At 61.3% G+C, this 23,385-nt stretch carries 19 protein-coding genes; 17 read left to right on the forward strand and 2 right to left on the reverse strand.

Annotated elements, in window-relative coordinates; translation table 11 throughout:
* Positions 1-182 precede the first annotated feature (182 nt).
* The 15 genes from PSH64_RS00660 (at position 183) to PSH64_RS00730 (ending at position 19,490) form a co-directional block, all read left to right on the forward strand.
* Positions 183-1,535 (forward strand): TolC family outer membrane protein, encoded by a 1,353-nt coding sequence (locus tag PSH64_RS00660; protein ID WP_105347515.1) that lies wholly within the window; start codon positions 183-185, stop codon positions 1,533-1,535.
* Positions 1,536-1,574: 39 nt separating this feature from the next.
* Complete coding sequence (locus tag PSH64_RS00665) at positions 1,575-3,731, forward strand: type I secretion system permease/ATPase (RefSeq protein ID WP_105347512.1); 2,157 nt, start codon at positions 1,575-1,577, stop codon at positions 3,729-3,731.
* Complete coding sequence (locus PSH64_RS00670; protein ID WP_305479589.1) at positions 3,721-5,088, forward strand: HlyD family type I secretion periplasmic adaptor subunit; 1,368 nt, start codon at positions 3,721-3,723, stop codon at positions 5,086-5,088. Before PSH64_RS00665 ends, PSH64_RS00670 begins: the two co-directional genes overlap by 11 nt.
* A 303-nt stretch (positions 5,089-5,391) precedes the next feature.
* Entirely contained in the window at positions 5,392-6,303 is a 912-nt protein-coding gene (locus tag PSH64_RS00675) for a TauD/TfdA family dioxygenase (protein WP_305479591.1), read from the forward strand.
* A 15-nt stretch (positions 6,304-6,318) separates the two neighbouring features.
* Entirely contained in the window at positions 6,319-7,344 is a 1,026-nt protein-coding gene (locus PSH64_RS00680) for an ABC transporter substrate-binding protein (RefSeq protein WP_305479593.1), read from the forward strand.
* Positions 7,345-7,349: 5 nt separating this feature from the next.
* Positions 7,350-8,210: an ABC transporter ATP-binding protein gene (locus tag PSH64_RS00685; protein WP_105347505.1), complete on the forward strand. Its 861-nt coding sequence runs from the start codon at positions 7,350-7,352 to the stop codon at positions 8,208-8,210.
* A 20-nt stretch (positions 8,211-8,230) separates the two neighbouring features.
* The gene (locus PSH64_RS00690) at positions 8,231-9,097 is read left to right on the forward strand and encodes an ABC transporter permease (protein WP_305479594.1); all 867 of its coding nucleotides are present in this window, start codon (positions 8,231-8,233) and stop codon (positions 9,095-9,097) included.
* A gap of 202 nt (positions 9,098-9,299) precedes the next feature.
* Positions 9,300-10,220, forward strand: a complete 921-nt coding sequence (locus PSH64_RS00695) for a LysR family transcriptional regulator (RefSeq protein WP_105347499.1) — start codon at positions 9,300-9,302, stop codon at positions 10,218-10,220.
* Positions 10,221-10,456: 236 nt separating this feature from the next.
* Entirely contained in the window at positions 10,457-11,995 is a 1,539-nt protein-coding gene (locus PSH64_RS00700) for an MFS transporter (protein WP_105347496.1), read from the forward strand.
* Between the two features lie 26 nt (positions 11,996-12,021).
* Complete coding sequence (locus tag PSH64_RS00705; protein ID WP_305479597.1) at positions 12,022-13,086, forward strand: HlyD family secretion protein; 1,065 nt, start codon at positions 12,022-12,024, stop codon at positions 13,084-13,086.
* Positions 13,083-14,660: an efflux transporter outer membrane subunit gene (locus tag PSH64_RS00710; protein ID WP_305479598.1), complete on the forward strand. Its 1,578-nt coding sequence runs from the start codon at positions 13,083-13,085 to the stop codon at positions 14,658-14,660. The genes PSH64_RS00705 and PSH64_RS00710 overlap by 4 nt, the downstream gene beginning before the upstream one ends.
* A 124-nt stretch (positions 14,661-14,784) precedes the next feature.
* Positions 14,785-15,567 (forward strand): efflux RND transporter periplasmic adaptor subunit, encoded by a 783-nt coding sequence (locus PSH64_RS00715; RefSeq protein WP_305479599.1) that lies wholly within the window; start codon positions 14,785-14,787, stop codon positions 15,565-15,567.
* Positions 15,564-16,883: an efflux RND transporter periplasmic adaptor subunit gene (locus PSH64_RS00720; RefSeq protein WP_305479601.1), complete on the forward strand. Its 1,320-nt coding sequence runs from the start codon at positions 15,564-15,566 to the stop codon at positions 16,881-16,883. The genes PSH64_RS00715 and PSH64_RS00720 overlap by 4 nt, the downstream gene beginning before the upstream one ends.
* Positions 16,884-18,980 carry an HlyD family efflux transporter periplasmic adaptor subunit gene (locus tag PSH64_RS00725; protein ID WP_305479603.1) on the forward strand — a complete coding sequence of 699 codons (2,097 nt, stop codon included), beginning with the start codon at positions 16,884-16,886 and terminating at the stop codon, positions 18,978-18,980.
* A 12-nt stretch (positions 18,981-18,992) separates the two neighbouring features.
* Positions 18,993-19,490 (forward strand): GNAT family N-acetyltransferase, encoded by a 498-nt coding sequence (locus PSH64_RS00730; protein WP_305479604.1) that lies wholly within the window; start codon positions 18,993-18,995, stop codon positions 19,488-19,490.
* Between the two features lie 113 nt (positions 19,491-19,603).
* Here PSH64_RS00730 and PSH64_RS00735 read toward each other — a convergent pair whose 3' ends face one another.
* Both PSH64_RS00735 and PSH64_RS00740 read right to left on the reverse strand, forming a co-directional pair.
* The gene (locus PSH64_RS00735; RefSeq protein ID WP_019581666.1) at positions 19,604-19,915 is read right to left on the reverse strand and encodes a hypothetical protein; all 312 of its coding nucleotides are present in this window, start codon (positions 19,913-19,915) and stop codon (positions 19,604-19,606) included.
* 56 nt (positions 19,916-19,971) lie between these two features.
* A complete protein-coding gene (locus tag PSH64_RS00740; RefSeq protein WP_096481501.1) occupies positions 19,972-20,559 on the reverse strand; it encodes a phage tail protein in 588 nt (195 codons plus the stop codon).
* 246 nt (positions 20,560-20,805) lie between these two features.
* Here PSH64_RS00740 and PSH64_RS00745 point away from each other — a divergent pair, with 246 nt between their 5' ends.
* On the forward strand, positions 20,806-22,377 hold the full coding sequence (locus tag PSH64_RS00745; RefSeq protein WP_305479607.1) for a glycosyltransferase family 39 protein: 1,572 nt from the start codon (positions 20,806-20,808) through the stop codon (positions 22,375-22,377).
* A gap of 151 nt (positions 22,378-22,528) precedes the next feature.
* Positions 22,529-23,374 carry a sulfotransferase gene (locus tag PSH64_RS00750; RefSeq protein ID WP_019581668.1) on the forward strand — a complete coding sequence of 282 codons (846 nt, stop codon included), beginning with the start codon at positions 22,529-22,531 and terminating at the stop codon, positions 23,372-23,374.
* Positions 23,375-23,385 lie beyond the last annotated feature (11 nt).

Below are 23,385 nucleotides of genomic sequence, written 5' to 3' on the forward strand. Positions count from 1 at the left end.
AGCCATCCTAAACAATCGTCCAGGTAATGTCACATTGATATTTAAGCGGCGACCTGTCCTACAGCGTGTGATCCAGTTCCGATTTTGAACTTTCCGACATACGGTCATTCCGGTTGCCATCATGCGATGCAGCGCCATGTTCTGCAGTGATTCAAGACAAGAAGTCCCGGGAAATTCCAACTATGCGTTTGCACCTGTTCAAGGTTCTACCCTTCGCCTTTGCCGCCAGCGTTGTTCAGGCGCAAACCCTTCCGCAGGCCATGCAACAGGCACTGGATGTCCACCCGGAAATCCAGGCAGCGGTCAACAGTCGGCTGGCCGCGGATTATCAATTAAAGGCTGCAAAAGGTGGATACCTGCCAAAGGTCGACCTGCTGGGCGGTTATGGTCGTGAAGGCACCGACAGCGTTACCACCCGTGCCGCTGGCAACAGCAATCACTGGGAAACGCTGAACCGTAGCGAGTCAAGTTTACGTCTGTCGCAAATGGTTTTTGACGGTTTTGCGACGTCCAGTGAAGTCGGGCGTCAACAAGCCACCGTTAATTCCCGCGCTTATTCCTTGCTGGGCACTTCGGAACGCACCGCGCTGACTGTCGCGCAGGTCTATCTCGACGTGCTGACCCGCCGCGAATTCGTGCGTCTGGCCGAAGACAACCTGAAAAACCACGAACGGATTTTTGATCAGATCAAGTTGCGCACCCAGCGCGGCGTGGGCAGCGGCGCCGACCTCGATCAGGCCGAAGCGCGTATGGCCCAGGCCCGCAACAACCTGATTACCGAGCAGACCAACCTGGCTGACGCCGAGACCAACTTCCTCAGCGCCGTCGGCCAGATGCCCGATCAACTGGAGCGGCCTGCCGATTTCATGGCGCTGTTGCCGGCCAACCTGAATGAGGCACGGGCGCAGATGCTGGAAAACAGCCCGATCCTGCGTTCCGCCGAATCCGATATCGCTGCTGCCGAGAAACAGTACGAAGCCGCCAAGTCGAGCTTCTATCCGCGCTTCGATGCCGAGCTGGGCCGCACCGCCGACAACGACCTTGATGGGCAGAACGGGCACAACAACGAATGGCAGGCCATGCTGCGCATGCGCTTCAATTTGTTCGCCGGTGGCAGCAACAAGGCCGATCTGGAATCCAAGTCCTACCTGTCGAACCAGGCGCTGGATATTCGCAACAACGCCCTGCGCGTGTTGAATGAAGAACTGGGCCTGGCCTGGAATGCCCTGAACAACGCCAACGCCCAGGTGCCGATCGCCCAGCAATATGTCGATCGCAGCGCCAGCGTGCGCGGCGCGTATCAGAAGCAATTCAGCCTCGGCGAGCGGACACTGCTTGACCTGCTCGACAGTGAAAACGAGCTGTTCACCGCTTCCCGTCGGCTGGTCGAGATCAAAAACATTCAGTTATTTACTCAGTACCGAATCAAGGCGACCATGGGCGAATTGCTCAAAAGTCAGGGCGTAGTCGCACCGTTGGCATCCGTTGTGCAAAATGACGTGAAGCCCAAGGTCCAGCTGCCTGGGATGAATTGAGTCCTGCCCCATTTCAACTGTTAGCCAAGAGTGTCGAGCGTGGAATCAGAAGTCAGTCGAGTTCAACTCATTCATGATCCACGCGCGCTGCATGACGATCCATTACTGGATGGCTTGCTAGCCCTTTGCACATTGCACCAGAAGCCGGCCAGCGCGGCGATGCTGACCACTGGCCTGCCGTTGCCCAAGCAGCGTCTGAGTGTCGAGCTGCTGCCCCGCGCGGCTGCTCGCGCCGGGCTGCAGGGGCGGGTGCTGCAACGCAAGCTGGAGCAGATTCCGGCGATTGCCATGCCGGCGCTGTTGCTGCTCAAGGACGGGCGCAGTGCGGTGCTGCTCGGTTGGCAAGGTGAAGACCAGGCCCGCCTGCTGCTCAGCGAAAGCGATGGCGGTGAAGTCTGCGTCAGTCGTGAACTGCTCGCCGACGACTACATCGGCAAAGTGTTCTTTGCCCAACCCCAGCACAAATTCGACGTTAACCATGGCACGCTGATCCCGCGCGCGCGTTCATGGTTTCGCGACACCCTCAAGCGTTCCCGCTGGTTGTACGCCGACGCCATCGCCGCCAGTCTACTGATCAACATCATCGCCATGGCCGCGCCGCTGTTCGTGATGAATGTCTACGACCGCGTGGTGCCGAACCAGGCCGAGTCGACCCTTTGGGTGCTGGCCATCGGCATCACCGGCGCTTATGTGTTCGACCTGATTCTCAAGAGCCTGCGCAGTCTGTGCCTGGACCTGGCCGGCAAGAAAACCGACCTGATCATCTCGGCCACGCTGTTCGAGCGCATCGTCGGCATGGCCATGAAGTACCGTCCGGCGCGAGTCGGCAGCTTCGCCCAGAACATTCATGAGTTTCAGAGCCTGCGCGACTTCCTTGCGTCGCTCACCCTCACCAGCCTGATCGACCTGCCGTTTACGCTGTTGATCTTCCTGGTCATCGCGATCCTCGGTGGGCATCTGGTGTGGATTCCGGTGCTGGCGTTCCCGATTGCGCTGCTGATCGGTTATGCCTTGCAGAAGCCGCTGGTGGCGACCATGGAGCGAACCATGGCCCTGGGCGCCGAACGCCAGTCGAGCCTGATCGAAACCCTCGCCGGCCTTGATGCGGTAAAGGTCAACAACGCCGAAAGCGAACGCCAGTATCAATGGGAACAGACCATCGGCACCCTCAGCCGCCTCGAGTTGCGGGTGAAAATGCTGTCCGGCCTGGCGATGAACATCACCTTGCTGATCCAGCAACTGGCCGGGGTGATCATGATCGTCTTCGGTGTGTACCAGATCATCGCCGGTAACTTGAGCATGGGCGGTTTGATCGCGTGCTACATGCTCAGCGGTCGTGCCCTCAGCCCGTTGGCTTCGCTGTCGGGGCTGTTGACCCGTTACCAGCAGGCGCGGGTGACCATGACCTCGGTCGATCAGATGATGGAGCTGCCCCAGGAGCGCAATTTCGACGAGCGCCCGCTGAGCCGCAAGGTCCTGCAAGGCGCCATTGAATGCCGTCAGCTGACCTTCACCTATCCGAATCAGCAGAACGCCGCGCTGAAGGGCATCAACCTGACCATCAAGCCCGGCGAGAAGATCGGCATCATCGGTCGCAGCGGCTCGGGCAAAAGCTCCCTGGCCAAACTGCTGGTGGGCCTCTATCAACCGGACGACGGCGCGCTGCTGGTCGATGGGGTGGATATCCGCCAGATCGACGTCAGCGAGCTGCGCCACAACATCGGCTATGTGCCCCAGGACATCCAGTTGCTCGCCGGTACGTTGCGCGACAACCTGGTGTCGGGCGCGCGCTATGTCGAAGACGAACTGGTGCTGCAAGCCGCGGAACTGGCCGGTGTCCACGAGTTCGCCCGCCTGCATCCGCAAGGTTATGAGCTGCAAGTCGGTGAGCGTGGGCAGAACCTGTCCGGCGGTCAGCGCCAGAACGTCGCCCTGGCCCGAGCGCTGCTGCTCAACCCGCCGATCCTGTTGCTGGACGAACCCACCAGCGCCATGGACAACACCGGCGAAGAACGCCTGAAGCAACGTCTCGCTGCCGTAGTGGAAAACAAGACTGTGGTGCTGGTGACGCACCGGGCTTCGCTGTTGTCGCTGGTGGATCGCCTGCTGGTGATCGATCGCGGGCAGATTCTCGCCGATGGCCCGAAAGCCGCCGTGATGGAAGCGTTGAAAAAGGGGCAGATCAGTGTTGCTTAAGTCCGGGGTCAAAGAATCCATCCGCCGCTACTTCAAAGGCTCCGCGTCGCTGCAAGGCCAGCCCCTTCCCGAGGTCAACAAAGCGCTGATCGAAGACGCCCCGCGCGTGGTGCGGTTGACGATCTGGGCGATCATCGGCTTCTTCGTGTTCCTGATGCTGTGGGCCAATTTTGCGGTGATCGATGAAGTCACCAAGGGCGACGGCAAGGCGATTCCGTCGTCGAAGATCCAGAAAATCCAGAACCTTGAGGGCGGCATCGTTTCCGAGTTGTTCGTCAAGGAAGGGCAAATCGTCGAGGCTGGCGCGCCGCTGATCCGTCTGGACGACACACGGTTCGCCTCCAATGTTGGCGAAACCGAGGCCGATCGGCTGTCGATGCTGTTGCGCGTGGAGCGCTTGAGCGCCGAGGTCGATGACCGTCCGTTGAATTTCCCCGCCGATGTGCTCAAAGCCGTGCCCGGCCAGGCCGCCAGCGAACAGTCGTTGTATATCAGTCGTCGTCAGCAACTGCACGATGAGATCGGTGGCTTGCAGGAGCAGTTGATCCAGAAGCAGCAGGAGCTGCGCGAGTTCACCTCCAAACAGGCCCAGTACCGCAGCGGTCTGTCATTGCAGCGTCAGGAAATCGCCATGTCCGAGCCATTGGTGGCTCAGGGCGCGGTGTCCCCGGTTGAGGTTTTGCGACTCAAGCGTGCCGAAGTCGAAACCCGCGGCCAACTGGACGCCACCACCCTGGCGATCCCGCGCGCGGAATCGGCGATCAAGGAAGTGCAGCGCAAGATCGATGAGACTCGCGGCAAATTCCGCAGCGAAGCCCTGACCCAACTCAACGAAGCGCGCACCGATCTGAACAAGGCCCAGGCCACCGGCAAGGCGCTGGAAGACCGGGTCAGCCGGACACTGGTGACATCGCCGGTGCGCGGCATCGTCAACAAGTTGCTGGTGAACACCATCGGTGGCGTGATCCAGCCGGGCAGCGACCTGGTGGAAATCGTGCCGCTGGACGACACCTTGCTGGTGGAGGCCAAGATTCGCCCGCAAGACATCGCCTTCCTGCATCCGGGGCAAGACGCCACGGTGAAGTTCACGGCTTACGACTACACCATTTATGGTGGGCTGAAGGCCAAGCTGGAACAGATCGGCGCCGACACCATCACCGACGAAGACAAGAAGACCACTTACTACATCATCAAACTGCGCACCGAGCGCAGCCATCTGGGTACGGATGAAAAGCCGTTGCTGATCATCCCGGGGATGGTGGCGTCGGTGGACATCATTACCGGCAAGAAGACCGTGCTCAGTTATTTGCTCAAGCCGATTATCCGGGCTCGGGCGGAGGCGTTGCACGAGCGGTAATTCTCGGGCGAGGCTGATGGCCTCTTCGCGGGCAAGCCCGCTCCCACAGGGGGCTTTGTGGTCGACACAAATCCAATGTGGGAGCGGGCTTGCCCGCGAAGGCGGCCTCAAAGACGCTGCACGCCAAAAGCCATATCGTTATTCATTAACGGTATTTAAATTTAAATTCTTATACCTATAAAGTCACTTTCCTGCGTACCTGCCGACCAATCGGCGCGCCGCACGACACGAACCAACACGGGACCTCCGTGAGTTTCTGATCGACGCGCGCCCTTGAGCGCGCCGTGCGTGGGAGTGATTTTTATGTCAGCCGTCTCTTTTTCTCCAAAGCCTGCATCAGCAAGCGCCGCCACCCTCGCGTCGCAAACCTTCGAAGTCCGCCCGTTCAGTGGCGCCGTCGGTGCCGAAATCATCGGTCTGGACTTGTCCCGCCCAATCAATGACCAGGACTTCGCCCGCGTCCATCGTGCGCACCTGGATCATCACGTGGTGGTGTTCCGCGACCAACGCATAACCCCCGAACAGCAGATCGCCTTCAGCCGCCGTTTCGGCGTGTTGCAGATCCATGTACTCAAGCAATTCCTGCTGGCCGGGCATCCGGAAATCCTCATCGTTTCCAACATCATCGAAAACGGCCAATCCATCGGCCTCGGTGATGCCGGCAAGTTCTGGCACTCCGATCTTTCTTATAAAGAACTGCCGAGCCTGGGCTCGATGCTGCATGCCCAGGAGCTGCCGTCCGAAGGCGGCGACACGCTGTTCGCCGACATGCACAAAGCCTGGGACAGCCTGCCCGAGGCGCTGCGTAAAGCCGTCGAAGGTCGTTCGGCCGCGCATTCCTACACGGCGCGCTACAGCGAGAGCAAATTCGAGGGCAACTGGCGTCCGACCCTGACGCCGGAGCAACTGGCTCAGGTCGCTGAAGTTGTTCATCCGATCGTCCGCACCCACCCGGAAAACGGTCGCAAGGCGTTGTTCGTCAGCGAGGGCTTCACCACCCGCATCGTCGGTTTGCCGGAAGACGAGAGCAAACAATTGCTCGACGAGCTCTACGCCCACAGCGTGTTGCCGCAAAACATTTACCGCCATCAATGGCAGGCCCACGACCTGGTGTTCTGGGACAACCGCTCGCTGATTCACCTCGCCGCCGGATGCCCCAGCCATCTGCGCCGCAAGTTGTATCGCACCACCATCCAGGGCGACGCGCCTTTCTGATTTCGGAGAACCCTCATGTCCAAACGTCTTCCATTTGCACCGTTGGCCGCCGCTATCGGCCTGGGTTTCAGCCTGCTCGCCGGCAGCCTGTTGGCGCCGACCGTAGCCCACGCCGAGGGTGAAATTCGTATCGCCGAACAATTCGGCATCGTTTATCTGCTGCTCAACGTGGTGCGCGATCAGAACCTGATCGAGAAGTACGGCAAGCAGGAAGGCATCGACATCAAGGTCGACTGGACCCAGCTCTCCGGCGGCTCGGCGGTCAACGATGCGTTGCTCTCCGGCTCCATCGACATTGCCGGTGCCGGCGTCGGGCCGCTGCTGACCATCTGGGACCGCACTCACGGCAAACAGAACGTCAAGGCCGTGGCTTCCCTGGGAAACTTCCCTTACTACCTGGTGAGTAATAATCCAAAGGTCAAAACCATCGCTGACTTCACCGAAAAGGACCGCATTGCGGTGCCGGCGGTCGGGGTGTCGGTGCAGTCGCGCTTCCTGCAATACGCAGCAGCCAAGCAATGGGGCGACAAAGAGTTCAATCGCCTCGACAAGTACACCATCGCCGTTCCGCACCCGGATGCCACTGCGGCACTGATCGCTGGCGGCACCGAGTTGACCGGGCACTTCTCCAACCCGCCATTCCAGGATCAGGCGCTGGAAAACCCTAGCGTGCACGTGGTGCTGAACACCTATGACCTGCTCGGCCCGAACTCGCCGACCGTGTTGTTCGCCACCGAGAAATTCCGTAACGAAAACCCGAAAACCTATAAAGCCTTCATCGCGGCGCTGACTGAAGCGGCCGAGTTCGCTCAGAACGATAAAGGTGCGGCGGCCGACACTTACATCCGCGTCACCAAGGCAAAAATCGATCGCGCGGCGTTGCTGAAAATCATCGACAACCCGCAGTTCGAATTTACCGTCACGCCGAAAAACACTTACCCGCTGGCCGAGTTCCTCTACCGCGTCGGCGCGATCAAAAACAAACCGGATTCGTGGAAGGATTACTTCTTCCAGGACACCAAACCGCTGCAAGGGAGCTGACCGACATGAACGCCCCCTTGCAAGGCCACACGGCCAGCAATCCGATCGCGGCCGCACAAGCGCTGCTGTCGGTCGACCAGGTCAGCCTGGAATACCGCACGCCGGCACGTGTGGTTCGAGCGACCCATCAGGTCAGTTTCGAGGTCGATCCGGCGGACCGCTTTGTATTGCTCGGTCCGTCCGGCTGCGGCAAATCGACGTTGCTCAAGGCGGTCGCCGGGTTCATCCAGCCCTGTGAGGGCGAGATTTGCCTGCAAGGCCAGCGGGTCGATGCGCCGGGGCCGGACCGGATCGTGGTGTTCCAGGAGTTCGATCAGCTGCCGCCGTGGAAAACCGTCAAACAGAACGTGATGTTTCCGCTGCTCGCGTCCAAAACCCTCAAGCGTAAAGAGGCTGAAGAGCGGGCGCTGCACTATCTGGACAAGGTTGGTCTGGCGGCGTTTGCCGATGCCTATCCGCATACCTTGTCTGGCGGCATGAAAGCTCGGGTGGCGATTGCCCGGGCGTTGGCGATGCAACCGAAAATTCTGTTGATGGATGAACCCTTCGCCGCCCTCGACGCTCTGACCCGGCGCAAGATGCAGGAAGAGTTGCTGCTGCTCTGGGAAGAGGTGCGTTTCACGCTGCTGTTCGTCACTCACTCCATCGAAGAGGCGTTGGTGGTGGGCAACCGGATTCTGCTGCTGTCGCCTCATCCGGGGCGGGTACGAGCCGAAGTCCACAGCCATCAATATGATTTGCACAGTCTTGGCGGTGTGGCGTTCCAGGAATCGGCGCGGCGGATTCATCGGCTGTTGTTCGATGAAGGCCAGTCCCCGGAAACCGCCCGTGAGCTGGACTTCGCCGATATTCGCATCGCTTATTGAGACATTGAAAGGAGTGCTCGATGAGCCAGTTACCCTCTGCGCGTCAAGAATTTGAAACCGTTTTGCAGCCGCTGACGAGCGTCCCGCTGGAGCGCGAACTACCCCTCGGCCAGCGTCTTTGGCAGCAGGGCTGGCTGCGCAAAAGCCTGATCCTGATTTTGCTCGCGGTGCTCTGGGAAACCGTTGCCCGTTACCAGAATAACGACCTGCTGCTGCCGAGTTTTCTGCAAACCGCCAGCGCGCTGTACAACGGCCTGCTCAGCGGTGAACTGCTGGGCAAAGTGTGGATTTCGCTGGTGGTGTTGTTGAAGGGGTATCTGATCGGGATTGTGCTGGCGTTTGCCCTGACCACGTTGGCGGTGTCGACACAATTGGGTCGCGATCTGCTGAGCACGCTGACCTCGATGTTCAACCCGTTGCCGGCCATCGCCCTGTTACCGCTGGCGCTGCTGTGGTTCGGGCTGGGGCAGAACAGCCTGATTTTTGTACTGGTGCATTCGGTGCTCTGGGCGTTGGCGTTGAACACCTACGCCGGGTTTCTTGGCGTTTCGGAAACCCTGCGCATGGCCGGGCGCAATTACGGCCTCAAGGGCATGCGTTTCGTATTGTTCATTCTGATCCCGGCCGCGTTGCCGTCGATCCTCGCCGGGTTGAAAATCGGCTGGGCTTTCGCCTGGCGCACATTGATCGCCGCCGAATTGGTATTCGGCGCTACCAGCGGTAAAGGCGGTTTAGGCTGGTACATCTTCCAGAACCGTAATGAGCTGTACACCGACAAGGTGTTTGCCGGGTTGGCGGTGGTGATTCTGATTGGGTTGCTGGTGGAGAATCTGGTGTTCGATACGTTGGAGCGGGTGACGGTGAAGCGGTGGGGGATGCAGCGCTGAGTTTCGCGGTGTCTGATCTGGCCTCTTCGCGAGCAAGCCCGCTCCCACAGTTGATCTTCAGTGGCTGCAGATTATGTGCACGACAACGAACCAATGTGGGAGCGGGCTTGCTCGCGAAGAGGCCGGCCCGATCACCACCTCATCCAGGGATGTTTGCTAGCATTGCGTCTGAATCAATCCAGATCAGTCATGAGTGCTCAGCATGCAACTCCCGGACATGAACCTGTTGGTCGCCCTTGACGCCTTGCTCGACGAGGGCAGTGTGGTGGGCGCCGCGCGGCGGATGAACCTCAGCCCGGCGGCAATGAGCCGGACGCTGACGCGGATCCGCGAGGCCATCGGCGATCCGATTCTGGTACGTGCCGGCCGTGGCCTAGTGCCGACACCCAAGGCGCTGGAGTTGCGCGAGCAGGTGCGGGACCTGGTGGAGCAGGCCGCCTTGCTGTTCCGCTCCGCCGATGACGTGGACCTGGGCAGCTTGCGCCGGCGGTTCAGCATTCGCGCCAATGATTTTTTTGTGGGCGTCTACGGCGGCAAGCTGTTCGACACGATGGAGCGCCAGGCTCCGCATTGCGAACTGCGCTTTGTCCCCGAGGGCGACGGGGACGATGAAGCCTTGCGCGAAGGGCGCATCGATCTGAGCGTCAGCAACAATCGACCGCTGATGCCGGAAGTGAAGGTGCAGAACCTGTTCTCCACCCACTTTGTCGGCCTGGTGCGCGAGGATCACCCGCTGTTCGATGACGAGATCACCGCCGAACGTTATGCCGGCTTTTCCCATATCAGCATGTCCCGTCGCGGGATCGCCCGCGGGCCGATCGACACGGCGCTCAACGCCTTGGGGCTGGAGCGGCGGGTGGCGGTGATTGCGCCGAGTTTCCATGCGGCGATGTTCGCCTTGCCGGATTCCGACCTGATCCTGCCGGTGCCCAAAGAAGCATTGCTGAGTGTGCGACGCCTGGGCTTGAAGCTGCGCTCGTTCACCCTGCCGATCCCGCTGCCGACCCTGATGCTGACCCAGGCCTGGCACCCGCGTTTCGACAAGGATCCGGCGCACCGCTGGATGCGCGAAACGCTCAAGGCCTGTTGTGATGAGACTTGGCTGGCCGCACAGCCCACCTGAGGTTGAACACTGACCCTGTGGGAGCGGGCTTGCTCGCGAAAGCGGTGTGTCAGTCAGCGTTGATGTTGAGGGTGATGGCCCCTTCGCGAGCAAGCCCGCTCCCACAGGGATCTGTATTGCTTTCCCAGATCTAATTGCTGCATGAAACACACTTATAAGCTGCCAATAAGTCAATTTTCGTAAGGCATCGCGCTTCATAAAATGCTTCGGTATCCCCCTTCCGGAGTGTGCAGTACATGACTTCCCTCACGGTCACGGCGCCTCTCGCTGCGGCCAAACCAGCGATCGCCATCACGCCCCCGGTCTTCGGTCCGCGCATCATCATCGGCCTGGTGGGCGTGTTGCTGGCGGTGTTGGTGTCGGGCTTGAACGAGATGGTGACCAAGGTCGCCCTGGCCGACATTCGCGGTGCGTTGGCCATCGGTTACGACGAAGGCACCTGGCTGGTCGCCAGTTACACCGCGACCTCGGTGGCCGCCATGGCGTTTGCGCCTTGGTGTTCGGTGACATTCTCGTTGCGGCGCTTCACCCTGTGCGCCATCAGCGTCTTCACCCTGTTAGGCGTGCTGTGCCCGTTTGCCCCGAATTACGAAAGCCTGCTGGTCATGCGCACCCTGCAAGGGCTGGCCGGCGGCGCGCTGCCGCCGATGCTGATGACCGTTGCCCTGCGATTCCTGCCGGCCAACGTGAAACTCTACGGCCTGGCCGGTTATGCCCTGACGGCGACCTTCGGCCCCGGTCTCGGCACACCGCTGGCCGGGTTGTGGACCGAGTACGTCGGTTGGCAATGGACCTTCTGGCAAATCATCGTGCCGTGCCTGATTGCCATGGCAGCGGTGGCTTACGGTTTGCCCCAGGATCCGCTGCGTCTGGAGCGCTTCAAGTCATTCAACTGGCGTGGCTTGCTGCTGGGGTTTGCGGCGATCTGCATGCTGGTGATTGGCATCCTGCAAGGCAATCGGCTGGACTGGTTCGAGTCGAGCCTGATCTGCGCGCTGCTGGGTGGCGGGCTGCTGTTGCTGGTGCTGTTCCTGATCAATGAGTGGTCACAACCGATTCCGTTCTTCAAGTTGCAAATGCTCGGCATCCGCAACCTGTCGTTCGCATTGTTGACCCTGGCCGGCGTGTTGGTGGTGTTGCTCGCGGTGGTCATCATTCCCTCCAGTTACCTGGCTCAGGTCCAGGGATATCGCCCCATACAGACGGCGCCAATCATGCTGTTGGCGGCGTTGCCTCAGTTGATTGCGCTGCCGTTGGTGGCGGCGCTGTGCAACCTGCGTTGGGTCGATTGCCGCTGGGTGCTGGGGATTGGCTTGAGCATGCTGGCGCTGTCTTGCCTCGGTGGCTCGCAACTGACATCGGTTTGGATTCGCGACGATTTCTACGTCCTGCAATGGCTGCAGATTTTCGGTCAGCCCATGGCCGTGCTGCCGCTGCTGATGCTCTCCACCGGCAGCATCACGCCGATGGAAGGGCCGTTCGCTTCGGCCTGGTTCAACACCGTAAAAGGCCTGGCGGCGGTGATCGCCACTGGTGTAATCGAGGCACTGACCACCGCAAGGCTGCATTTTCACTCGAGCATGCTGGTGGACAACCTCGGTAACTCGCCTCTGGTTGATGACGCCAGCGCGAGTCTTGCTCATCGACTGCATCAGCAAGCCGTGGTGCTGACCTCTTCCGATCTTTATCTGTGCATGGCCGGTGTCGTTGTGGCGCTGATCCTGCTGATTTTCTGGCTGCCGACGCGGATCTATCCACCGCGCGCGCCAACTTGAACGCTTCACTGAAACAGAAGGTTTTTATGACGATTCAATCCAGGCAAAAAATGGCTGTTGGCATTGCCGCGGCGATGGCGGTCGGCGTGTTGATTTATCTGCTGGCGCCGGGCGTGTTCGGCAAACGCACGCAGCAGAACACCAACGATGCATTCGTTTCGGCGGACTTCACCCTGGTGGCGCCGCGCGTAGCGGGGTTCATCAAGGAAGTGCTGGTGGAGGACAACCAACAGGTCAAGGCCGGGCAGTTGCTGGCGTTGATCGACGACCGCGACCTGCGCGCCGCCGCCGAGGCTGCCGACGCGCAAACTCTGGTGGCCAGGGCACAGCTGCAGAACGCCCGGGCGACCCTGGAGCGCCAGGCGTCGGTGATCGCGCAGGCCCAGGCTACGGTAGTCTCGGAGAAGGCGGAAATGGCTTTCGCCGAGCATGAACTGAACCGCTACAACCACCTCGCCGGGGTGGGCGCCGGCACGGTGCAGAATGCCCAGCAGGCGCGCACGCGCATCGATCAGGCCACCGCTCGGTTGGCCCATGCCACAGCGGTGCTGGCGGCGGAGCGCAAACAAGTGGAGATCCTGACTGCCCAGCGCGATGCCGCCGAAGGTGGACTGAAACGAGCGCAAGCGGCGCTGGAAATAGCCAGTTATGAACTGTCCTATACGCGCATCGTTGCCCCCCAGGACGGCATGGTCGGCGAGCGTGCGGTGCGGGTCGGCGCCTATGTCACACCAGGCAGCAAGATGCTGGCCGTGGTGCCGTTGGAACGGGCGTATGTGGTCGCCAATTTTCAGGAAACCCAACTGACCGACGTACAGCCGGGGCAGGACGTGCAGGTGCGTGTCGACAGCCTTGGTGGCGAAGCCCTGCAGGGCCGCGTCGAGAGCATCGCACCGGCCACCGGCGTGACCTTCGCCTCGGTCAAACCGGACAACGCCACCGGCAACTTCACCAAGGTGGTGCAACGGATTCCGGTGAAAATCGTTCTGGAGCCGGGGCAACCGTTGGCCGAGCGGTTGCGGGTGGGGATGTCGGTGGAGGCGAGTATTGATACTGCCAGCGCTGGCGAGCATGAGGTTGCGCAACGATGAAGATTTTTGTTGATAGGGCTGACGTCTTCGCGAGCAAGCCCGCTCCCACAGTCGATCTGCTGGGTGCCCAGGCTTTATGCTCGAAAGGAGATCCAGTGTGGGAGCGGGCTTGCTCGCGAAGAGGCCAGTGGCCTCACATCCCCCTTTATGCCTTGCTGGTCATGAGCCTTTCGGCTTGCACCGTCGGCCCGGACTTCCAAAAACCTCAGCCGCAACAAGTGGCCCAATGGTCCAAACCAACCAAAGCCGCCGCCAGTCAGGTCGCTCCCGCCGAAATGGACGAACGCTGGTGGGAAGTGTTTCACGATCCGAAACTCTCGGCCCTGACCCAACGCGCCCTGACCGACAACCTTGACCTGAAACTCGCCAGCAGCCGCCTGCAGCAAAGCCGCGCCGCACGCCAGGTGATCACCGCCGAGCGCTATCCCAACACCGCCGCCACCGGCAGCTACGGGCGCAAACGCAACAGCGGGGAAGGCCTGAACGATCCGTCGGGCAACAACGGCGACTCGGCGTACAACCTGTGGGACGCCGGTTTTTCCGCCTCTTGGGAACTGGATTTCTGGGGCCGGGTGCGCCGCGAAACCGAAGCCGCCAATGCCACCCTGGAAATGGCGGAAAACGATCGCCGTGGCGTACTGCTGTCGGTGCTCGCCGAAACCGCTCAGGACTATATTCAGCTGCGCGGCGTACAAAGCACCCGTGCCGTCACCGAGCAGAACCTCGACGTCGCCCGGCACAGTTTGAAACTCTCGCAACTGCGCCTGGCCGATGGTGTTGCGACGGATCTGGACATTGCCGAAGCCGCTGCGCAAGTCGCGGCCATCGAATCACGTTTACCCGCGCTGGAGCAGCGTCAGTCGCAACTGATCAATGCGCTGAGCCTGTTGATGGGCGAACCGCCGCAAGCGTTGTCCGCCGAGTTATCCACAGACGCTCCCGTGCCGCAAACCCCGCGCCAGGTTGCCATCGGCTTGCCGTCGCAATTGGCCGAGCGCCGCCCGGATATCCGCCAGGCCGAAGCCCGACTGCATGCCGCTACCGCCAGCATCGGCGTGGCCAAAGGCGACTTCTATCCGCGGATCACCCTGTCGGGCAACATCGGCTCGCAAGCCCTGCAACTGAGCGATTTCGGCTCCTGGGGCTCGCGCTCGTTCAGCATCGGTCCGCAATTGAGCCTGCCGCTGTTCGACGGCGGTCGGCTGCGGGGCGTGTTGCACCTGCGCGAAGCCCAACAACAGGAAGCGGCCCTGGCTTACCAGCAAACCGTGCTGCGGGCCTGGCATGAAATCGACAATCAACTCACCGCCTACAACGCCAGCCAATTGCGCCGCGACAGCCTCGCCGAAGCTGTGCGCCAGAACCAGATCGCCCTGCGCACCGCGCAACAGCAATACGTCGAAGGAGTGGTGGATTTCGTCAACGTCCTGACCGTGCAAGGCGAATTGCTGGCGACCCAGCAGCAGTGGGTCGAGAGCTCGACCGGGGTGTCGTTGGCGATGGTCGGGTTGTACAAGGCGTTGGGTGGGGGATGGGAGTCGGTGTATCCGGTGGCGGAGATGGCGCAGCGTTGATATGGATGATTTGTATGGAAATTAATACCTATCCGCCAACGCGCGCTCCAACCAATGATGGCCATCCGCTTGACGCGCCCCCCCGCTGTCGTAGACTCCGCTCATCCGTCAGGGAGTTACGGTTATGCGGCGTTTTCGTATTTGGGTTGCGGGATTAACCTTTGTAACGTGCGTAGTACAGGCGCAAACGCCTGCGCCAGACGATCCGTTGCTGGAAAGCAACGCGGTCGGCGGTAACGCGTCAGCCAGCAGTGAGGCCCGTGGTGTGTTGCGAGCCCGGGATCAGGCGGTGCTCGCCAGTGAGTTGTCCGGGCGGATTGTCGAGTTGCCATTCAGTGAGGGCGAGTCGTTCAAAAAGGGCGACACCCTGGCGCGGTTTGACTGTTCGGCTTATCAGGCTCAGCTCAACGCGGCTCAGGCCGCCAACCGTGGTGCCGGTGAGGAGTTGGCCCATAATCGGCAACTGGCGGCGCTGAATTCGGTGGGGCGCTTTGAAGTGGCGCGGGCCGAGGCCAAGGTCAGCGAAACCCAGGCGCAATCTCAGGTTTATCAGGTTCAGGTCAAGCGTTGCAGCGTGGTCGCGCCGTTTGATGGCCAGGTCGTCGAACGCAAGGTCAAGCGCTATGAAAGCGTTGCCGCCGGCACGCCGTTGCTGGACGTGGTCGATAACCGCACCCTGGAAATTCATCTGTTGGTGCCGTCACGCTGGATGGGCAAGCTCAAGCCCGGCCAGACGTTCAGTTTTGTCCCCGATGAAACCGGTCGGCCGCTGGATGCCACGGTCAAGCGCCTCGGCGCGCGGATCGACGAAGGCAGCCAGACCTTGCTGCTGGTGGCGACGCTGCCCAACGCCAGCGGCCTGTTGGCCGGCATGAGCGGAACGGCGCGTTTCGCGGAGCTCAAATGAACGCGCCGGTGACGGGCGGCCCCGAGCAGGTATTCGCCAGATTTCTCGACCTCGAACGCCAGACCCGCGCCGCTCGCAATCCTGCGCAACTGGCTTACAGCCTGGTCAATGACGGCCAGGCGCTGTTCGGTTTTCGCCATGCCGCGTTGTTAATCGCCGGCAAGGTGCAGGCGGTGACCGGTGTCAGTGCGGTGGAGCCGAATGCGCCGTTCGTGGCGTTTGTCGAGCAAGCGGTCGCGCAGCTGTTCAAGCTCGATGTGCTGAAACAGGCGCGGGTGATCGCGCCCGATTTGCTTGGCGAAGCGATTCAGGCCGATTGGCAAAGTCTGTCGGCCGCTCAGGTGTTCTGGTTGCCACTGATTGATCATCAAGGCGAGATTTTCGGCGGGCTGTGGCTGGCGCGGGATGTGCCGTGGAACCCGTCCGAGCAAGTATTGCTGTCGCAACTCGGCGACACCTACAGCCATGCCTGGCTGGCGCTGCAACCGCGCAAGCCCTGGCGACTGCGCTGGACGCGCAAGCGTCAGGTGGCACTGGTCGCCGTGTTGTTGCTCGGATTGCTGATTCCGGTGCGCCAATCGGTGCTGGCACCCGCCGAAGTCGTCCCGTTGGGCGGCCGGGTGGTCGCGGCGCCGCTGGACGGGGTGATCGCCGAGTTCCTAGTCAAACCCAACCAGACGGTGAAAACCGGTGATCTGCTGCTGCGCTTCGAAAGCACCACGCTCAAGGCTCAGGCCGATGTGGCCGAGCGCGCCTTGGGCGTCGCCGAGGCGGAACTCAAGGCCAATTCTCAACGCTCCTTCGCCGATGCCGAATCCAGTTCGAAAATCGATCTGCTGGCGGCTCGCGTGGAGCAGAAACGCGCCGAACGGGATTACGCCCGTGAACTGCTCAAGCGCAGCGAAGTGCGTGCCGAGCGGGACGGCATCGCGGTGTTCGCCGACGCCGAGCGCTGGACCGGCAAACCGGTGCAGACTGGCGAGCGGCTGATGGAGCTCGCCGACCCGAATCAGGCCGAGTTGCGCATCGAATTGGCCGTCGGCGATGCGATTGCCTTGGAGCCGGGGGCGCAGGTCGCACTGTTTCTCGACAGCGATCCGCTGCAGCGGCACCAGGCCAGACTCGAACGTTCGGCCTATGAAGCGCAGCCAACGGCTGCCGGGCAATTGGCTTATCGACTGGATGCGACGTTCGACGGCGCACCGCCGCGCATCGGTTTGCGTGGCACCGCGAAGGTCTTCGGCGACCGTGCGCCACTGGCGCTGTACCTGTTGCGTCGACCGCTGGCCGGGTTGCGTCAGAGTGTGGGCTTTTAGATGAGCCTGCCGAGCCTGCGGGCAGACCTGCAATTGTCGACGGCGGCGCCTGCCCTCGACGGGTCACCGTGCTGGACCCTGGCCGATCCGGTGCGTGGGCGTTACTTCAAACTCGGCGCGGCGGCGATGCGCTTGCTGCGTCATTGGTCCCTGGGTGATCCCGAGCAGGTGCTACGTGCCGCCAACCGCGAGCCAGGGCTGCCACTGGACGGCGCGGCGCTTGAGCAATTGCTGGAGTTTTTGCGCGGCCACGACCTGATCAGCGCCCTCGACCCATCGCAGCGTGCCAGTTACAGCCTGAAGGCCGCGGCTCAGCGCCAGAGCCTGTGGAAAATCCTGCTGCATCAATACCTGTTTTTCCGGATTCCGCTGTGGCGACCGGACGCTTTTCTCAATCGCGCCTGGCCGTGGCTGGAGCGTTTCGGCCCGCGCGCGTTGCGCTACGGATTGCCCGCGACACTGGGGCTCGGAGTGTTTCTGGTGTCGCGGGACTGGCAGCGATTCATCGCCACCTTTCCGCACCTGTTCAGCCTCGGCGGTGCGTTGGCGTTCGCCGTGGCGCTTTTTTTCGCCAAGCTGTGCCATGAGTTCGGCCACGCCTTCATGGCTAAGCGCGCCGGTTGTCGGGTGCAGAGCATGGGCGTGGCGTTCATGGTGCTGCTGCCGATGTTCTACACCGATGTCAGTGATGCCTGGCGCGTCAATGATCGACGAGCGCGGTTGCTGATCGGTGCCGGCGGGGTATTGGCGGAACTGGTGTTGGCGTGTATCGCGCTGCTTGCCTGGTCACTGCTGCCCGATGGCCCCGGGCGCACGGCGGCGTTCATGCTCGCCAGTGCGACCTGGATCACCACGTTGGTGATCAACCTCAACCCGTTCATGCGCTTCGATGGCTACTTCTTGCTCAGCGATTACTGGGAAGTGGACAACCTTCAGGGCCGGGCCTTTGCCTTGTGTCGCTGGCGGCTGCGCGAATTTCTGTTCGGCTACGGGGCCCCGGCGCCGGAGCCGTGGTCATCGAAGATGCAGCGGCGTTTATTGATCTGGGGATACGGCTCGTGGCTGTGGCGCGCGGCGTTGTTTTTCGGGATTGCGCTGGCGGTCTATCACCTGTTCTTCAAGGTGTTGGGGATCTTCCTGATGCTGGTGGAACTGGTGTGGTTCATCTTTCTGCCGATCCTGAGCGAGTGGCGGCAATGGTGGAGCCGTCGCGAACAAGCACATGCGCCTCGGGTGCTGCTTAGCGGTTTGACCTTGCTTGGGCTGTTGTTGCTGCTGGCGGTGCCGTGGCGCAGCGCGGTGGAGTTGCCGACGATGCTGGAGGCCGGGCGCGCCAGCGCTCTGCACGCGCCAGTGGCGGCGCGGGTCAAAACGGTGAATGTGCATGACGGCCAGGTTGTCGCCCAGGGCGAAGTGCTGATCGAGCTGGAGTCACCGGACCTGGACTCACGCCAGGCCATCGTCCGTCGCGAGATCCAGATTCAGCAATTACAGATGCGTCGTCAGGCCGGTCGCAGCGAAACCGCGGCCGACGCCGGAATCGTCGAGCAGCGCCTGGCGGAAGCAGTGGCTGAATACCGAGGCCTGGTCGCCCAGCGCGAGCGGCTGCTGTTGCGTGCGCCTCACGCCGGCAAGGTACGCGATCTGCTGCCACAGTTGACGGTCGGGCGCTGGCTTTCGACCAAAGATCCGTTGGCTCGGGTGGTCGAAGACGGCGCGCGGTTGCGCGGTTATCTGGCCGAAGCCGAGCTCTGGCGTGTCACTCCGGGTGCTCGCGGGCGTTTCATCGCCGATGACCCGATGCACCCGGCGATCGCCGTGCAATTAAGCGAAATCGATACCAACGGCGCGGCTTATGTCGATCAAGAGGCGCTGACTTCCGATCACCATGGGCCGATTGCCGTGCGCCGGGATCAGCATCAGCGCGCCGAGCCGGTGCAGGCACAGTACGGCGCGCGGCTGGGGATCCTCGAAGAGACGCCGACGCCGGTGCAACCTTTGCGCGGCATTGTGGTGTTGCAGGGCAGCGGCGAATCGTTGCTGGGCGTTGCCTGGCGGCGCCTGGCGGCCCTGGGGGTCAGGGAAAGCGGTTTCTAAGGGAGAACAGCGATGGCGAAAACCGAATCAGTGGCAGCGGACGGCTTGGTGGTCAGGCCTTCGCGGGCCAGCGATGGACCTTTTCTGCACAGCCTTTACCAGGCGGCGCGGCCGGATCTGCAATGGATCGACGGCGAGCAGGAAGCGGTCCAACAGGTGGTTGCCCAGCAATTCAATGTGCAGGAACAAGGGCTGGGGGAGAACTTTCCCAACGCCATGCATTACGTGATCGAGAAACTCGACACGGCCATCGGCGCGCTGACCACCGACTTCGGTCCCAATGAAATTCGCGTGCTGTACCTGGCGTTCATCCCCCAGGCCCGAGGCCGGGGTTACGGGCGGACGGTGCTGCAAGGCGTGCAAAAAGCCGCGCAACAAATCCGTTGCCCGGTGGCGACGGTGGTCTGGGCCAACAATTCCCATGCGCGCCAGCATTACCTGGCGCTGGGGTTTCAGGTCGAAGAGCGCAACCCGGCGGCGGAGCGGTTGGTGTGGTACCCGCAGGGTTGAATCCACCTCCAATCTATTGTGGGAGCGGGCTTGCTCGCGAAGGGGGCGTGTCAGTCAATATGGTTGTCGACTGACACGCCCCCTTCGCGAGCAAGCCCGCTCCCACAAAGTTCTCAGTTGAAGGCGATGTAGAAATAACCCACGTCGGGATCCCGCCCCATGGTCGGTACTCGCGAAACGAAAATATTTTCCACCTGGCCCAGTTCCGGCAACTCCAGCGCACACAAGCCATCGACAAAGTCGGTGGGTTGCAGGCTGTTGAGCTCGACGCTGAAGGGCATGCGCTCGCTTTTGGGCATCTGTGAATGGGGTGTTTCTTTCAGGGTGTCGATATGGATCGGTAATTCACTGCCATCGGGCAGCCGCAGCGTCCCGGTCTTGCCCAGCAGTGCTTGAAAATGGTGGCTTTGAACCTGTTGCAGCATGGCATCCCTCCATCAAGCAAAAGTGGCCGGGGGGTGTGCATCCCCCGGCCAGCCCATCAGTTACGCGAAGGGAACAATCCGTTCAGGGCGATGCTGAAGTTGAGCACCAGGAACGGGTTCATCACCGTCATGGGTAAACCATTGCCGGCGGACGAGATTTCCCCCGTCACCGTGCTGGTTACACCCTTGAGCGGCACGGCCGCGGCACCTTGCTGATCGGAGTAGATGCTCGCCGAGCCGGGCCCGCCACCCGAGGCGCCGATGTACGAATTGGTCGCGGTCGGGTTGGTGACCGGGTTGCTCGCCGGGCTGGCCAGTTGCAGGGTGGTGGTGGCCGTGAGCCCGGACAGGGCGTGGGTGTGGTTGGGCAGGTTATTGATGGTCGCGGTGACGTTCTCGGTCCCGGAGACTTCGCCGATGACGCGCGGGGTCAGGCCCAGGCCATTGCCCTGGGCAATCGGCATGCGGCCCTGCAGGTTGGGCAGCATGAAATTGGTGGTGCCATTGCCTCCATAGTAGGTTCCCAGCAGTGAGAACAGCGCTTGGTATTGCGAGATCGCCAGCGTCTGGCCGTAGCACAGGGCCCAGCCGTTGGGGGCGAAGTTAAAGGCGAAAGGTTGGATAGTGCCCATGAAGACTTCCATAGTTCCTCATCCCTCAGGTTAGTGTCTGATATGTCACATTGCAGGCCCGGTTATCCGGGCGGATCGCAGTGATCAGCCGACTCCGTTCATCTCCGTGGCTGGGTCACGCCACGCCAAAGCGTAGACGCTGATCGGAATGATTGCCGGACGTCGTCCGTCGTAAAGCCAGCATCGACGACGGGCCTGAGCCTGTCCTACAGTGCTTGAGAAACTTCGCAATTCATTGGGTGGTGGCAAGGGGAGGCAATGGAGGCGCGTAGAGAAACACCGCTGGGTGACACTCAGGATCCGCACGCGACACCGGGCTCGTGGGCGGCTGCCCGCCGCTTGCTGCGATGGGCACGGGAGCACTGGCTGCTGCCGATCCTGGCATTGGCTGCGCTGGTGCGTTTTTACGACCTGACGGCGGCGGCGATCTGGGGTGACGAAGGGTCCAGCCTGTTGCTGAGCCAGTACTCCCTGGCCGGGATCTGGGAACACGCAGCCCATGATGTGCATCCGCCGCTATATTTCATGCTGCTGCATGGCTGGATGGAGCTGTTCGGCGACGGCATTTTTTCGATTCGTTGCCTGAGCGCGCTGCCGGGGATTGCCACGGTCGGGCTCGGTGTCTGGCTGGTGGACCTGCTCGCGACCCGCCGCGCCGCGTTGCTGGCCGGGGTTCTGCTGGCGCTGTTGCCGACGGCGGTGCGGTATAGCCAGGAAGTGCGGATGTATTCGCTGTTGGGGATGTGGCTGATCGGTGCCACGATCGCCCTGGTGTACTGGATAAAACGGCCACAACGCACGCGCTATCTGGTGATCTACACCCTGCTGATGACAGTTGCGTTCTACACCCATTACTTCACCGCGCTGTGCGTGCTGTGTCACTGGTTGTATCTGGGCCTGATCCGTGTGCAACCAGGGTATCGGCTGCGGCACATTCAGCGCTCGGGCTGGTGGTTGGCCAATGTGGCGATTGTGCTGTTGTACCTGCCGTGGGTGCCCAGCCTGATCGATCTGATCCAGCACTTGGATCTGCTCAAGGCCAATGGTGATGTGGGGTGGGAGCCCCCCGTCATGCTCGACTCATTGCCGTCGATGATCTGGTCGCTTCTGATCCAGGACGATGGCGAGAACCTGCCCACGCTGATTTTTATCGCGCTGCCATTGGCATTGGTGGCCCTGGCGGGCGTGGCGCTGGCCCGCGACCGCAGTGTGTTCCGTGGCAGTGCGCTGGCGGTGATCTACACCGCGGTCCCGTTATTGCTGGTGTTTGCGGTGTCGTTCATCTCGCCGGTGTTCATCGAGCGTTACCTGACCGCTTACGCCTTGGGTCTGCCGATGGTTGTCGCGCTGGCCGTCGATCGCTTGTACGCAGACTTCAAGGTCGTGGCGCTGGCCGTGCTGCTGCTGTTTGCCGGTGTCGAGCTGGTGGGGGTGAAGAACAATGCCACGGTGGATACTGAGGATCAGATCAGCGTCATGGTCAACCACGTGAACCAGCACTTCATGCCCGGTGACCGAATCGTCACCAGCGACATGCTCTGGTACCTGAGTTACGTCTATTACAACCAGACCAGCACCAAACCGATGCTGTACACGCCACCATTGGCCGATGGCCGGTCGAGCCGGCCGAACGCCTACGGTTTCGGTACGCTGGTGACCAATGACATCTACCTGGATAGCCTCGGCACCTTGCCCAAAGGCACTGGTCGGGTATGGCTGGTCGGTAGCATCGAGGGGGCGGACGAGTTCGCTCCATTGCCCGCGGGCTGGCGACGCGTCGACGAAGCCCGGGGGGGAGGCGCCGTGGCACGCTTGTATGTGCTGAAGTAATTCGTGGTTGCAGGGCTTAAACGATTCAACTTTTAAACAGTTATATAAATTGCGTTTTCCAGTCGATTTAGCTCCGATTTGATATCAAAACACCACTAGCTGTAAGGCCATTCATGGTCTACGCTCCGTCGTACAAAGGACTGAATGACGGGTGAATGGATTGCAGCAATTCCACTTTATCTCCGGCTTGCCGCGCTCGGGCTCGACCCTGCTTTCTGCGATTCTTTTGCAGAATCCGCGTTTTCATGCCGGCATGACCAGCCCCGTGGGCGCACTCTTTTCCGGCGTTCTGGAGCAATGCAGCGCCGGCAGCGAATTCGGTGCGGTGATCGACACCGCTATGCGTCGCCGCCTGTTGCGTGGCCTGTTCGATTCTTACTATGCCGACAAGGCCGACAAACCGGTGGTGTTCGACACCAACCGCTTGTGGAGTTCGCGCCTGCCGGCGATCAGCGATCTGTTCCCTCAAGCCAAGATCATTGCCTGTGTGCGCAATGTCGCCTGGGTCATGGACAGCATCGAGCGCCTGTACCGCGCCAATCCCTTTGAAAACACCAAGTTGTTCGGCGATGCAGTCGAACGCAACACGGTCTACAGCCGCTGCGAAACCCTGGCCCAACGCAATCGGTTGGTGGGTTTTTCCTGGGCCGCCCTCAAGGAAGCCTATTACGGCGAACACGCCGACTCACTGCTGATCATCGATTATGACCTGCTGAGCCAGGCGCCAGAGCGGGTGATGCGGCTGGTCTACGACTTCATTGGTGAACCCTGGTTCGAACATGATTTCGATCATTTGGCCTACGACGCGCCGGAATTCGACCAGGCCCTTGGCCTCTCGGGGCTGCACAAGGTGAAGGCCAAGGTCCAATTGCAGTCCAGGCGCACGATCCTGCCGCCGGATTTGTTCAAGCAATACGCCGAGTTGTCCTTTTGGCTCGATGGTTCAGCCAGCGCCGCCAATGTCATTCGTATGAAAGCCGACGCCGCGATCAGTTGATCGCGGCGTTT

It is taken from the genome of Pseudomonas sp. FP1742, from assembly GCF_030687145.1.
In the GTDB taxonomy this organism is placed as follows: Bacteria; Pseudomonadota; Gammaproteobacteria; order Pseudomonadales; family Pseudomonadaceae; genus Aquipseudomonas; species Aquipseudomonas frederiksbergensis_D.